Source organism: Burkholderia sp. SJZ089, assembly GCF_007828315.1.
Classification (GTDB): domain Bacteria; phylum Pseudomonadota; class Gammaproteobacteria; order Burkholderiales; family Burkholderiaceae; genus Burkholderia; species Burkholderia gladioli.
Genome location: NZ_VIUM01000001.1, coordinates 263990 through 277747, shown reverse-complemented (window position 1 = coordinate 277747; position 13758 = coordinate 263990). Strand labels below are relative to the sequence as shown.

At 67.0% G+C, this 13758-nt stretch carries 14 protein-coding genes; 11 read left to right on the top strand and 3 right to left on the bottom strand.

The genetic code is table 11. The features are described from left to right. Window positions 1-94 precede the first annotated feature (94 nt). The 9 genes from FB600_RS01145 (at window position 95) to FB600_RS01105 (ending at window position 9491) form a co-directional block, all read left to right on the top strand. The gene (locus FB600_RS01145) at window positions 95-925 is read left to right on the top strand and encodes a nitrilase family protein (RefSeq protein ID WP_145756232.1); all 831 of its coding nucleotides are present in this window, start codon (window positions 95-97) and stop codon (window positions 923-925) included. 65 nt (window positions 926-990) lie between these two features. Next, the gene (locus FB600_RS01140) at window positions 991-2157 is read left to right on the top strand and encodes a substrate-binding protein (protein ID WP_096752862.1); all 1167 of its coding nucleotides are present in this window, start codon (window positions 991-993) and stop codon (window positions 2155-2157) included. Window positions 2158-2176: 19 nt separating this feature from the next. Further along, a complete protein-coding gene (locus tag FB600_RS01135; protein WP_017918249.1) occupies window positions 2177-3010 on the top strand; it encodes a branched-chain amino acid ABC transporter permease in 834 nt (277 codons plus the stop codon). Then, window positions 3003-4859, top strand: a complete 1857-nt coding sequence (locus FB600_RS01130) for an ABC transporter permease subunit (RefSeq protein WP_098152470.1) — start codon at window positions 3003-3005, stop codon at window positions 4857-4859. The genes FB600_RS01135 and FB600_RS01130 overlap by 8 nt, the downstream gene beginning before the upstream one ends. After that, window positions 4856-5563 carry an ABC transporter ATP-binding protein gene (locus tag FB600_RS01125; RefSeq protein WP_025101304.1) on the top strand — a complete coding sequence of 236 codons (708 nt, stop codon included), beginning with the start codon at window positions 4856-4858 and terminating at the stop codon, window positions 5561-5563. Before FB600_RS01130 ends, FB600_RS01125 begins: the two co-directional genes overlap by 4 nt. Window positions 5564-5576: 13 nt before the next feature. Further along, a complete protein-coding gene (locus FB600_RS01120) occupies window positions 5577-6602 on the top strand; it encodes an asparaginase (protein ID WP_051078695.1) in 1026 nt (341 codons plus the stop codon). 9 nt (window positions 6603-6611) lie between these two features. Next, complete coding sequence (locus FB600_RS01115; protein WP_098152468.1) at window positions 6612-7772, top strand: transporter substrate-binding domain-containing protein; 1161 nt, start codon at window positions 6612-6614, stop codon at window positions 7770-7772. Further along, on the top strand, window positions 7769-8389 hold the full coding sequence (locus FB600_RS01110; RefSeq protein ID WP_017918254.1) for an ANTAR domain-containing response regulator: 621 nt from the start codon (window positions 7769-7771) through the stop codon (window positions 8387-8389). Before FB600_RS01115 ends, FB600_RS01110 begins: the two co-directional genes overlap by 4 nt. Window positions 8390-8507: 118 nt before the next feature. Beyond that, on the top strand, window positions 8508-9491 hold the full coding sequence (locus FB600_RS01105) for an aldo/keto reductase (protein WP_098152465.1): 984 nt from the start codon (window positions 8508-8510) through the stop codon (window positions 9489-9491). A 69-nt stretch (window positions 9492-9560) separates the two neighbouring features. Here FB600_RS01105 and FB600_RS01100 read toward each other — a convergent pair whose 3' ends face one another. Genes FB600_RS01100 through msuE form a run of 3 tightly spaced genes read right to left on the bottom strand, consistent with a single transcriptional unit; the run spans window position 9561 to window position 12232 of the window. Continuing rightward, window positions 9561-10589, bottom strand: coding sequence for a methionine synthase (locus FB600_RS01100; RefSeq protein WP_145756083.1), 1029 nt, complete (start codon window positions 10587-10589; stop codon window positions 9561-9563). A 28-nt stretch (window positions 10590-10617) separates the two neighbouring features. Further along, entirely contained in the window at window positions 10618-11601 is a 984-nt protein-coding gene (locus FB600_RS01095) for a DUF1852 domain-containing protein (RefSeq protein WP_145756082.1), read from the bottom strand. A 52-nt stretch (window positions 11602-11653) separates the two neighbouring features. Then, window positions 11654-12232, bottom strand: coding sequence for an FMN reductase (msuE, locus tag FB600_RS01090; protein WP_145756081.1), 579 nt, complete (start codon window positions 12230-12232; stop codon window positions 11654-11656). A 144-nt stretch (window positions 12233-12376) separates the two neighbouring features. Between msuE and FB600_RS01085 the strand changes: the two genes are divergently transcribed. Both FB600_RS01085 and groES read left to right on the top strand, forming a co-directional pair. Next, window positions 12377-13285: a LysR family transcriptional regulator gene (locus tag FB600_RS01085; RefSeq protein ID WP_145756080.1), complete on the top strand. Its 909-nt coding sequence runs from the start codon at window positions 12377-12379 to the stop codon at window positions 13283-13285. A 181-nt stretch (window positions 13286-13466) separates the two neighbouring features. Then, entirely contained in the window at window positions 13467-13757 is a 291-nt protein-coding gene (gene groES, locus FB600_RS01080) for a co-chaperone GroES (protein WP_013690384.1), read from the top strand. The last annotated feature ends 1 nt before the right edge of the window (window position 13758 follow it).

Below are 13758 nucleotides of genomic sequence, written 5' to 3'. Positions count from 1 at the left end.
CGGGGGCTTTTTGCTTTTGGAGAACGAATTGGACAAGCCATCACGCCTCGCCGAGGCGTCCAGCCATGCCTTGCCCCTGGTCGCCTGCGTGCAGATGGAGCCGCGCGTGGGCCATACGCGGGACAACGTCGAGGCATCGATCCGCTACATCGAGCAGGCCGACGCGCAGGGCGCCTCGCTCATCGTGCTGCCCGAGCTCGCCAACAGCGGGTACGTGTTCGCGAGCCGTGCCGAAGCCTTCGCGCTGTCCGAGCCGCTGGCCGACAGCGAGACGGTGCGCGCCTGGTCGGAGGCCGCGCGCCGGCTCGGCGTGCACCTGGTGGCCGGCATCGCCGAGCGCGAGGACCAGCGGCTCTACAACTCGGCCGTGTTCATCGGCCCGGCCGGCCTGATCGGCCGCTACCGCAAGCTGCATCTCTGGGGCCAGGAAAACCTGTTCTTCGAACCCGGCAACCTCGGCGTGCCGGTGTTCGACACCGCATTCGGGCGCGTGGCCGTCGCGATCTGCTACGACGGCTGGTTTCCCGAGGTGTTCCGGCTGGCGGCCGGGCAGGGCGCGGACCTGGTCTGCGTGCCGACCAACTGGGTGCCGATGCCGGCCCAGCCCGCCGATCGCCCGGCCATGGCCACGACGCTTGCGATGGCCGCCGCCCACAGCAATGGCCTGATGATCGCCTGCGCGGACCGGATCGGCTCGGAGCGCGGCCAGCTCTTCATCGGCCAGAGCCTGATCGTCGGTGGCGACGGCTGGCCGCTGGCGGGCCCGGCCCCGCAAGACCAGGCGACGGTCCTCTACGCGCCGCTCGACGTCGAGCGGATCCGCGCCGGCCGCGCACTCAATGCCTTCAACCACGTGCAGCGCGATCGCCGCCCCGAGGTCTACGACGCGCCGCCGTGCGCCGCGCCGGTAGCCAGCCGGCCTTGACCATCGGCGCCCCATATTCAGCAATCCGGATCAATACACGACTCATCCTCATCAAGGAGATCAGCATGTCTGCATTCACACTTCGCGGCATCGCCGCCGTGCTCACCGCTCTGGCCTGGTTCGGCAGCGCCGCGTCGGCCGCCGAGCCGATCCGCATCGGCGTGGCCGTCGGCCTGTCGGGCGCCAACAGCGTGGTGGCGCCGGCCGTCGTGCAGGCCTCGCAACTGGCCGTCGACGAGATCAATGCCGCCGGCGGCATCCTGGGGCGCAAGCTCGAACTGGAGATCGCCGACGACGCATCGGGCGCGGTAGGCGCGCAGAAGGCCTACGACACCCTGGTGTTCCAGAAGAACGTCGACGCGCTGATCTCGATGGAGACCAGCGCGGCCCGCAACGCGGCGCTGCCGGCGGTCGCCCGCGGCCGCAAGCCGCTGATCTACACTTCGTTCTACGAGGGACGCTCGTGCAGCCCCTGGATGTACGTGAACGGCTGGGTGCCCGAGCAGCAGGTCGCGCCGGTGGTGGACTACTTCATGAAGAACAAGGGCGCCAGGCAGTTCTACCTGGTCGGCAACGACTACGCGTTCGGCCGCGGCATGCTCGAGTTCACCAGGAAGACCATCGAGCAGCATGGCGGCAAGGTGGTGGGCGAGGAATACCTGCCGATCGACGGCACCGACTGGACGCCGATCCTCTCGAAGATCCGCGCCGCGCACCCCGACGCGCTGATCAGCGCCACGGCCGGCGGCGCGCCGAACGTCTCGCTCGCCAAGCAGCTGAAAAGCGCGGGGATGACGCTGCCCTACGGCAACCTGGCGATCGACGAGGCCACCGCGAAGAGCATGGGCGACGTCGCCGGCGGCATCTACATGGCGGGTTCCTATTTCACGAGCATCGATACGCCCGCCAACCACAAGTTCCTCGCGGCCCTGCAGCAGCGCTTCGGGCGCGAGCTGAAGACGCCGAACGAACTGTCGGAGCCGCAATACGAGGCGTTCTACCTGTACAAGGCGGCCGTCGAGAAGGCCGGCGGCACCGATCCGGCCAAGGTGCTGCAGGCGCTCGGCACGGTGAGCTTCGATGGTCCGCGCGGCAAGGTGAGCATGGATCGCAGCCACCACACGCCGCTCTCGATGCGGCTCGGCCAGATCCAGCCCGACGGCGGCGTGAAGATCCTGCAGACCTTCCCGAACGTCGATCCGGGCGCGCAATGCCCGAATCTCAAGCAATGACCTCCCGGAGGAAACGCTCATGGTCCTCGCTCTGGATGTCCTGACCACCGCCGCCTTGCTGTTCATCGTGACGGCGGGCCTGATGGTGATCTTCGGCGTGATGAAGATCGTCAATTTCGCGCATGGCGCGCTGCTCACGATGGGCGCCTATGCCAGCTTCATCGTCACGCAACTGAAGCTCGATCCCTGGTTCGGGGTGCCGCTGTCGCTGGCGGTCGGCGTCGCGGTGGGCATGCTGGTCGAAGCGGCGATCGTGAGGCCGCTCTACAAGCGGCCGCTCGACGCGATCCTGGCCACCTGGGGGCTCGGCATCGTGATCGGCCAGTTGATCGTGATGGGCTTCGGGCGCGAGGTGCAGTTCGTCGAGGCGCCCGTCAACGGCGCGCTGTCGGTGGCCGGCACCGCCTACTCGGCGTACCGGCTGCTGCTGGTGCCGATCGCGATCGTGCTGTGCGCCGCCTTGAGCGCGCTGCTGAACGGCACGCGCTTCGGCGTGAAGACGCGCGCCGTGATCATGAACGAGGACCTCGCGCGCGGCCTGGGGATTCACTCGGGGCGTATCCGCTTCATCACCTTCAGCCTCGGCGCCGCGCTCGGCTCGCTGGCCGGCATGCTGATCACGCCGCTGTCCAGCGTCGATCCGAACATGGGGCTGCCGTACCTGGTCAACGCCTTCATGCTGGTGATGGTGTCCGGCTATTCGATGCTCGGCCTGCTGTTGACCTGCCTGGTGTTCGGTGCCTGCCAGGTGCTGGTGAGCACCTTCGTCAGCCCGGTGCTCGGCGGCCTGACCATCGCGGTGCTGGCGGCGCTGACGCTGCGCGTCTTTCCCAAGGGGTTGTCCCATGCCTGACGTCAAGACCTGGTTTGCCGGGCGCGGCCTGGGCGAACATCGCGAACCGCCGGCGCCCGGGCGCAAGGGCGCGCTGCCGGGCGGCGCGCTGGCGCTGGCCGCGCTGGCGCTCGCGCTGCTCGCCGGCGGCCCCTTCCTGTTCGGCACCTACCTGCTCAATGTGCTGATCCAGGCCTTCTTCTTCTCGATGGTCGCGGTCACGGTCGACCTGCTGTGGGGCTACACGGGTTACCTGAGCTTCGGGCAGTCGGCCTTCTTCGGCATCGGCGCCTACGCGGCGGCCCTGGTGTTCACCCACGGCGGCTTCTCGCCGGGCTACGTACTGCTCGCGCTGGGCATCGCGATCGCGGCGGCGGCGCTGGTCGCGCTACTGCTGGGCTGGCTGTCCTTCTACCGGGGCGCCTCGCCGTTCTTCGCCACGGTCATGTCGCTGGTGCTGCCGATCGTGCTGAGCCAGCTGCTGTTGTCGGGCGGCGAGTGGACCGGCTCCAGCTCGGGCCTGACCGGCTACCCGATGTTCGACCTGTCGCTGTCGGCCTGGTACTGGATCGCGGGCCTGGGCCTGGCCGCGATCGTGCTGCTGGCCTGGGCCGTGGTGCGCAGCGACGGCGCGCGCGTGCTGCTGGCGATCCGCGATAACGAATCGCGCTGCGCCTACCTGGGCATCCGCACCTCGCGGGTCAAGATCGTGCTGCTGGTGGCGGCGGCGATCGTCGCCAGCGTGGCCGGCTTCGGCTACGCCAGCTTCAGCGGCGTGGTCGCGCCCGAGCTGACCGGCTTCGTGCTCGGCACGCAGCTGATCATCTGGGTGGCGCTGGGCGGGCGCGGCACGCTCTGGGGGCCGGTGCTGGGCGCCTTGCTGATCAACGTGGCGACCTCCTACCTGAGCGGCAGCATGCCGTTCGCCTGGCAGTTGATCCTCGGCGCGGCCTTCGTGCTGGTGATCGTGCTGCTGCCGCAGGGGCTGGTGCCGCTGCTGGCCTGGCCGTTCCGGCTCGATCGCGCCGCGCGCGCGCCGCGGCTGGTCGAGCGCGCCGCCGGCGCGGCGCGGGTGGCGGCGCCTGACGGCCCGGCCCTGCGCATGGCCGGCGTCGAGAAACGCTTCGGCAGCCTGAAGGTGTTGCAGGGGATCGATCTCGAGGCTCGCGCGGGCGAGCTGGTCGGCCTGATCGGCCCGAACGGCGCCGGCAAGACCACGCTGATGCGCTGCATGAGCGACGGCGCCGAGCGTTCGGCCGGCACCGTCGAGCTGTGCGGGCACGACATCCGGCGCCTGGCGCCCGAGCACGGCGTGCGCTTCGGGCTCGGGCGCAAGTTCCAGAACGCGAACATCTTCGAGACGCTGAGCGTGGCCGAATGCCTGCGGATCGCCGGCGCGCTGGTGGAGCGGCCGTCGCTGCTGCGCCGCGCGCCGACGCTGGCGCTGCCGGCCTATGCGCTGGAAGTGATGCGCGCCACGCAGCTGGACCGCAAGCTCGCGGTGACGGCCAGGGATCTCTCGCACGGCGAGCAACAGGCGCTCGAACTGGCGATGGTGCTGGCGCTGGAGCCGCGCATCGTGCTGCTCGACGAGCCCACCGCCGGCCTGACCAAGACCGAGCGCACCCGGATCGGCGCGGTGCTGGCCTCGCTCGCGCATCGCCATGGGCTGTGCTGCCTGCTGGTCGAGCACGATCTCGAGTTCGTCGAGGAGATCGCGACCCGCATCGTGGTGCTGCACCAGGGCCGCATCGTGATGGCGGGCAGCTTCGACGAGGTGGTCCATTCGGAGCTGGTGCGCACCATCTACGCCGGGACCGGCCAGCCGACCGGCGATGCCGGCGCGGCCACACAAGGAGATGACCGATGAGCGCCATGGCATTGCAGGTCGAGCGCGTGACCAGCGGATATCGCGCCTCGATCGTGCTGCGCGAGCTCTCGCTGTCGATCGCCGAGGGCGAGACGCTGGCGCTGCTCGGCAAGAACGGCATGGGCAAGACCACCTTGCTCAAGACGATCATGGGCTACCTGCCGAGCCAGGGCGGCGCGATCCGCCTGAACGGCAGCGAGATCACGCGGCTGCCGCCGCATCGCATCGCGCGGGCCGGGGTGGCCTACGCGCCGCAGGAGCATGCGCTGTTCCAGGACCTGTCGATTCGCGACAACCTGCGCCTTGGGCTGCCGGACCCCTCGGTGTTCGACGCGCGCTTCGAGGAAGTGGTCGAGGTGTTCCCGGTGTTTCGCACCCGGCTCGGGCAGCACGCGGGCACGCTCTCCGGCGGCGAGCAGAAGATGCTGCTGGTGGCGCGCGCCCTGATGATGCGCGCCTCGCTGATCCTGCTCGACGAGATCACCGAGGGCCTGCAGCCGTCGGTGATCGAGCGCCTGGCCGAGGCCTTGCGCTGGGAGCGGCAGCGCCACGGCACCACGCTGCTGCTGATCGAGCAGAACGTGCCGTTCGCGCTGGGGCTGGCCGATCGTTACGCAGTGCTCAAGCAGGGCGAGATCGTCGAGCAGGGCGCGGCGAGGGACCCGGGCGCGGCGGCGGCGATCTTCGAGCATCTGAGGGTGTGAGGCGATGGCGGACATGAACCCGTTCACCGGCACCGCCGACGCGCGGCAGTTGCCGGACACGCTGCCGCTGTGCGCCTGTTTCGCCACCGGCGGCACCATCGCGATGAAGCTCGATCCGGTGACGCGGGCGGCGGTTCCGGTGCTCTCCGGCGAGGACCTGCTGGCGAGCGTGCCGGCCATCGCCCGTGTCGCGCGCCTGGAGCTGAGCGAGTTGTTCAACCTGCCGTCCGACTACATGGGGCCGTCGCGCTGGCTTGCCTTGCACCAGGCGGTATCGGCGGCGCTGGCGCGCGAGGAGATCGCCGGCGCGATCGTCTCGCACGGCACCGACACGCTGGAGGAGACCGCCTGGTTCCTGGACCTGACGATCGCCTCGGCCAAGCCGGTGGTGTTGACGGGCGCCCAGCGCAATGCCTCGTTCCCCGATTCCGACGGCCCGCGCAACCTGCTGAACGCGGCGCGCGTGTGCGTGGCGCCCGAGGCGCGCGGGATGGGCACGCTGGTGGTGCTCAACGGCCAGGTCAACGCCGCGCGCGAGGCCACCAAGACCCATACGGCCGACGTAGAATCCTTCAAGTCGGGCGACCACGGCTGGCTCGGCAGCGTCGACGACGATCGCCTCGTGATGTCGCGCGCGCCGCTGCGCCGGCAGCATGTGCCGCTGGTGGCGGCCGAGCTGCCGCGCGTGGAGATCGTGCCGATGTACGCGGGCGCCGACGGCACGCTGCTGCGCGCGGCGGTGGCCGCGGGCGCGGCCGGCATCGTGGTGGCGGCGCTCGGCTTCGGCAACGTCAACCGGGAACTGTTCGTCGCGATCCGCGAGGCGCTGGCCGCCGGCGTGGCGGTGGTGATCGCCACCCAGGTGCCGAACGGGCGGGTTCGCCCCGCCTACGGTTTCGAGGGCGGCGGCGGCACGCTCGCGGCCGCCGGTGCCGTGCTCGCCGACAACCTGGGCGCCCGCAAGGCGAGAATCCTGCTGATGCTGGCCTTGCAGACCCCGAGCTGCCCGGCGGCAATCCAGGCCCTGTACGATCGATAGGACATTCGTATGACTACCAGCACCGCCTTGTCCGCCGAACCCGGCTGGCGAATCGGCGTCCTGTTCTCGCGCGCGGGCGCCACCTCGGCGACCGAAACCGAGCATTTCTACGGAACCGTGCTCGCGATCGAGGAAATCAACGCGGCCGGCGGCGTGGCGGGCGCGCCGCTCGATCCGGTGGTGCACGACCCGCGCTGCAGCCTCGACGAGTACCGGCGCCTGGCCGCCCACATGCTGCAGGAGGACGACGTCACGGTGATCTTCGGCTGCTCGACCTCGTCGAGCCGCAAGGCGGTGCTGCCGGTGATCGAGCGCAACAACGCGCTGCTCTGGTACTGCTCGATCTACGAAGGTTTCGAGTATTCGCCGAACGTCATCTACACCGGCGCGGTGCCGAACCAGAACAACATGCAGCTGGGGGCCTGGCTGCTGCGTCATCACGGTCGGCGTTTTTTTCTGGTTGGCGCCGACTACATCTATCCGCGAGAATCGAACCGGATCATGCGCGACGTGGTCGAGCAGAACGGCGGGGAGATCGTCGAGGAACTCTACCTGCCCAGCGATGCCGACGACGGCGCGCTGGCCGCGGTGGTCGACGAGATCCGCGCGCAGGCGCCCGACGTGGTGGTGTCGACGCTGATCGGCCGCGCGGCCCGCAGCTTCTACACGCTGTACCGGCAGCGCGGGCTCGATCCGCGGCAGGTTCCGATCGCCAGCCTGACCATGACGGAGGGCGAGATCGGCATGATCGGTCCCGAGCTGTGCGCCGGACATATCGTCTCCGCCAGCTACGTGAACACCCTGGAGAATCCGCGCAACCGGCGCTTTCTCGAATCCTGGCGGTCGCGCTTCGGCGACCAGCCGGCCAGCATGTGGTCCGAAATGGCATACAACCAGGTCCAGTTGTTCGCGCGTGCGCTCGAACGCACCCGCAGCCTCGACACGGCGCGTCTGGTCGAGGCGGTGCGCGAGGTCGAATTCGACTCGCCGGAAGGCCTGCTGCGGATCGACCGCGAGAACAATCACGCGATCGTCACGCCGCGCATCGCGGTCTGCCAGCCGGACGGGCGCTTCAAGGTGGTCTGGGAGAGCCGCCGGCCGGTGCGGCCCGATCCCTATCTCACCGCCTATGGCTTCGCGGATTTCTGGCTCGATGGAGAAACGTCATGAGCGCGGGGGCGCGCCGGCTGTTCGACGATCTGCGCACGCTGCGCGTGGTGGTGATCCATCCGCCCGGCGAGGATCGCGGCATCCTCGAGGAGCAACTGCATCGCATCGGCTGCCCGGTGCGGCCGGTCTGGCCGTTTCCCGCGCGGCTGCCGGCCGACGCGGACGTGATCCTGTTCCTGGTCGGGCCGGAATTGCGCAGCGCCGGCAACTGGTGCGCGGCCGATACCGACGCGACGCTGATCGCCCTGTCCGACTACGAGAACCCGACCGCGCTGAAGATGCTGGTCGATACCCAGGCGCACGGCGTCATCACCAAGCCGTATCGATCCTCCGGCATCCTCAGCACGCTGGTGCTGGCGCGCGCATCCTGCGGCTACCAGCAGCGCCTGCACGGCAAGATCGCCAAGCTCGAGGAGGCGATCAAGGCGCGCCGCCAGATCGAGAAGGCGATGCGCATCCTGATGGAGGCCCATCGCCTGAGCGAGAACGACGCCTACGAGCACATGCGCTCGAAGGCGACCAGCCTGCGCGTGACGGTGGGCGACATCGCGACCATGGTGATCGACGCGCACGAGGCGATGGACAAGCTCGGGCTCGGCAAGCTGACGAAATCGTAAGGCGGCCGGGCCGCTTCGAAGCAGGAACCACGCGGATCGGGGATCATGCCGGATTGGCCGGCGCGAGACCGAAGCTCGCCGTCGGCGCTCACCCACGAAACCGATCAGCGAGGTAGCAATGGAATACGTCAAGTTCGGGGCCACCGGCCTCGAGGTCTCGAAACTGGTGCTCGGCTGCATGACCTACGGCGATCCGGCGCGCGGCAACCACGCCTGGACGCTGCCCGAGGACCAGAGCCGCCCGTTGATCCGCCAGGCGATCGAGGCCGGCATCAACTTCTTCGACACCGCGAATACCTATTCGGACGGCAGCTCGGAAGAGATCGTCGGCCGCGCGCTGCGCGAGTACGCGCAACGCGACGAGGTGGTGATCGCCACCAAGGTGTTCAATCGCATGCGGCCCGGCGCGAACGGCGCGGGCCTGTCGCGCAAGGCGATCTTCTCGGAGATCGACCACAGCCTGAAGCGGCTCGGCACCGACTACGTCGATCTCTACCAGATCCATCGCTGGGACCCGGGCACGCCGATCGAGGAAACGCTGGAAGCGCTGCACGACGTGGTGAAGGCGGGCAAGGCGCGTTACATCGGCGCTTCGTCGATGGCGGCCTGGCAGTTCTCCAAGGCGCTCTACACCTCGCGCGAGCACGGCTGGACCGAATTCGTCAGCATGCAGAACCACCTGAACCTGCTGTACCGCGAGGAGGAACGCGAAATGCTGCCGCTCTGCGCGGACCAGGGCATCGCCGTGATTCCGTGGAGCCCGCTCGCGCGCGGCCGTCTCACGCGCAACTGGGACGAGAGCTCGGAACGCCAGGAAAGCGACAAGGTCGGCACGCGGCTCTACCAGGCCACCGCCGATGCGGACAAGGCCGTGGTGGAGGCGGTCGCCAAGGTGGCCGAGGCGCGCAAGCTGCCGCGTGCCCAGGTCGCGCTGGCCTGGGTGGCGCAGAAGAGCACGGTGACGGCGCCGATCGTGGGCATCTCGAAGCCGCATCATCTGAGCGACGCGGTGGCCGCGCTCGAGCTGAAGCTGAGCGAGGAGGAGATTGCCACGCTGGAGGCGCCTTACGTGCCGCACCGGGTGGCGGGCTTCACGGCCTGAGGAGGAGGACGGCTCCCGGGCGAGCGCTTCGCTGGCCGCTCGGGAGCCGGAGGTGACGTCAGCGCGAGATCAGGCCGACAGTTCTCTGCGGACGATTTCCGCGCCTGCGCTGAGCGCGTTCAGCTTGCCTCTCGCCACCTGGCGAGACAAGGGTGCCATGCCGCAGTTGGTGCAGGGGTAGAGCTTGTCGGCATCCACGAAGCGCAGCGCCTTGCGCAGGGTGTCGGCGACTTCCTCCGGTGTCTCGATGGTGTTGCTTGCCACGTCGATGGCGCCCACCATCACTTTCTTGCCGCGAACCAGCTCGATCAGGTCGATCGGGACATGGGAGTTGTGGCATTCCAGCGAGATCATGTCGATGCTGGATTGCTGCAGCTTCGGGAACGACTCCTCGTATTGGCGCCATTCCGATCCCAGCGTCTTCTTCCAGTCGGTATTGGCCTTGATGCCGTAGCCGTAGCAGATATGCACGGCGGTTTCGCACTTGAGCCCCTCGATCGCCCGCTCCAGGGTGGCCACCCCCCAATCGTTCACCTCGTCGAAGAACACGTTGAAGGCAGGCTCGTCGAACTGGATGATGTCGACGCCGGCCGCCTCCAGTTCCTTCGCTTCCTGGTTGAGGATCTTGGCGAATTCCCAGGCCAGCTTTTCCCGGCTCCTGTAATGGGCGTCGTAGAGCGTGTCGATCATCGTCATCGGGCCGGGCAGGGCCCACTTGATGGGCTGCCGGGTTTGCTGACGCAGGAACCTGGCGTCTTCCACGAATACCGGCTTCTGGCGACTCACCTCGCCGACCACGGTCGGCACGCTCGCATCGTAGCGATCGCGAATCCTGACCGTCTCGCGCTTTTCAAAATCGACCCCGTCGAGGTGCTCGATGAAGGTGGTGACAAAATGCTGGCGCGTCTGCTCCCCGTCGCTGACGATATCGATGCCCGCGTGCTGTTGCTCCTGCAGCGACAGACGCAGGGCATCGCGCTTGCCTTCGGACAATTCCTCGTCTTGCAGTTTCCAGGGCGACCAGAGCTTTTCGGGTTGCGCGAGCCAGGACGGCTTGGGCAGGCTGCCGGCAGTGGAAGTCGGGAGTCGTTTTTTCATGTCGAATGATTCCGTGAAGCTTGGTTGATCAGAGAGCGCAGCTGGAAGCCCATTGCTCGAGAATGTGCTTGTACGGCTTGATGAAGTGTTCTTCCGTGAATTTCCCCTGCTTGACGGCCAATTGGCTACGTTCTTCCCGGTCGTAGACAATCCGGGTCAGTGAATAATCGCGATGCTTCAGGCTTGGCTGATAACACTTCCCCGCCGCGGAATTGGCGTTGTAGATTTCCGGGCGGTAGATTTTCTGGAATGTTTCCATCGCGCTGATGGTGCCGATCAGCTCGAGATTGGTGTAATCCTCCAGCAGGTCGCCGAGAAAATAAAAGGCCAGCGGCGCGACGCTGTTCGGCGGCATGAAGTAGCGAACCTGCAGGCCCATCTTCCCGAAATACTGGTCGGTCGACGAAAGTTCGCTTTGTCGATACTCGACGCCCAGGATCGGGTGCTGATTCTCGGTTCGGTGATAGGTCTTGCTGGTCGAGGCGCTGATGCAGATCACCGGCGGCTTGCCGGAGATTTCCCGGTAAGCGCTCGAGTTCAGGAAGTGCTTGAACAGCTTGCCGTGCAGATCGCCGAAATCGTCCGGGATGCCGAATTCGGATTTGTCGTGGTTGTGCTCGGGCAGCAGCACGCTGAAGTCGTAATCGCGCACATAGGACGAGAAATTGTTCCCGGCAATCCCCTCGATGCGCTTGCCGTTCTTCTTGTCGATGATCTTCGTCTTCAGGATCTCGATCAGCGGAAACGCATCGATGCCGTGCCCGGCATCGATCTTCATCTCGACGGAAATGATCTCGAGATCGACGGAATAGCGATCCCCTTTCGGGTTGTCCCAATGCGCCAGTTCATTGAAGCGACTGTCGATCATCTTCAGGGTATTGCGCAGGTTCTCCTGGCGGCGCGTTCCCCGAGCCAGATTGGCGAAATTGGTGGTGATGCGCGTATTGTCCGATGGCTGATAGTTTTCATCGAAACAAATGCGCTTGATTTCAAATGTGAAATTGTTTTCCATGATGATCCGGCGAATGGATTGTCGAAAGGAAGGCTGAATCTCTTGGGCGGGTTCAGGCCGCGAGGACTTCCTCGGCGGCGGGTCTCGCGTGGCGGCTCAATTCGACCAGGGGCAAGGCCCGTTGCACCGCCAATCCGGCTCGCTCGATCAGGGCGTCGTCTTGCAGGCGGTAGTCGGCGAAATCCTTGTCGGTCGCGTAGACGCCCAGCGGCAAGGTGCGCGCCTGGAAGAAGCTGAACAGCGGCCGCAACTGGTGGTCGATCATCAGGGCGTGGCGCTCGCTGCCGCCGGTGGCCGCCAGCAGGACGGGCTTGTCGACCAGGGCGTCCTGGTGAATGAAGTCGAAGAAGTGCTTGAACAGTCCTGTGTAGGCGCCGCGATAGACGGGGGTCGCCACGACCAGGACGTCGGCTTGCTCGACCGCCGCGAGTTCCCGCTCCACCGCGTCGGGCAGCTGGGAGCGCCAGACCGCTCCGGCGAGCTGCGGCGCGAGCTGTCCCAGCTCGATGAGGCGCGGCTCGCACGACGCTTCATCGGCGATCAGGTCCAGCAGGTGGGTGGCCAGCGCTGCTGTCTTGGACGGGCGTTGCAGTCCGCCGGAAACCGCTACTACACGGAGTGGACGTGTCATGTTGGTTTTCAGATGGATGAAGGTGCGCGGCGCCGTGAAGCCCGCTTCGAAAAATACATACGAACAATGGAGCCGATGCTATCGATGGGAATCAATGAAGTAAAATGGTTTTATTTCACGATTCCATGAAAGCGGTTCATACATATGCTTGAGCGCATCCATCTGAGCATCGTCCAGCAGGTCGAGAAGCAAGGGTCCTTGACGGCCGCCGCGGGCGTGCTGAACCTGACCCAATCTGCCCTGAGCCACAGCATGAAGAAGCTGGAGCAGCAACTGGGCACGGACATCTGGCTGCGCGAAGGGCGCAGCCTGCGCCTGACGCAGGCCGGCCAGTACCTGCTGGCGGTGGCGAACCGGGTGCTGCCGCAACTGGACCTGGCCGAGGAACGGCTGGGCCAGTTCGCGCTGGGCGAGCGCGGCGCGCTGCGCATCGGCATGGAATGCCATCCTTGCTACCAGTGGCTGCTCAAGGTGGTGTCGCCGTATCTGGCGGCATGGCCCGACGTGGATGTGGACGTGAAGCAGAAATTCCAGTTCGGCGGGATCGGCGCGCTGTTCGGTTACGAGATCGACCTGCTGGTCACGCCCGATCCGCTGTTCAAGCCGGGGCTGAAGTTCGAGCCGGTGTTCGACTACGAGCAGGTGCTCGTGGTGGCCAAGGGCCATGCGCTGGCCTCCGCGACCTACGTGAAGCCGCAGCAGTTGACCCCGGAAGTGCTGATCAGCTACCCCGTGGACATCGAGCGCCTGGACATCTACAACCAGTTCCTGCTGCCGGCCGGCGTGACGCCCCGGCGCCACAAGGCCATCGAGACCACCGACATCATGCTGCAGATGGTGGCCAGCGGCCGCGGCGTGGCCGCCTTGCCGCGCTGGCTGGTCGAGGAGTACGCGGCCAGGATGGACGTGCTGCCCGTGCGGCTGGGCGCGCGCGGCATCGCCAAGCAGATCTTCCTGGGCGCGCGCGAGACGGACACCGCCATCGACTACGTGCGGGCCTTCATCGAACTGGCTCGCGAGCCCCGGGCGGTCTCGACGCTGGCGAGGGATTGAGGCCGGCGCGCCCGCCTCGCCGGATATCGCGCGCCGCCATATCCTTTCCATCCCCGCCTCATAACCTTCCGCGTATCCGTTATTGGATCGGCGCCGGGCCGGTTTTTATACTGGCTTCTGTCAGCACTCGCCCGATGCGAGTGCCAGATACCACGCCAACCATCACCAGAGGAACGCCCCGATGAGCCTTCGTCCGCTGCACGATCGCGTGATCGTCAAACGACTCGACCAGGAAACCAAGACGGCCTCCGGCATCGTGCTGCCTGACAGCGCGGCCGAGAAGCCCGACCAGGGCGAAGTGATCGCCGTCGGCCCGGGCCGGCGCGACAACGACGGCAAGCGGATCGAGCCCGACCTGAAGGTCGGCGACCGCGTGCTGTTCGGCAAGTACGCCGGCCAGACCGTCAAGGTCGACAGCAACGAGCTGCTGGTACTGCGCGAGGAAGATGTCGTCGCGGTCGTCAACGTCTGAA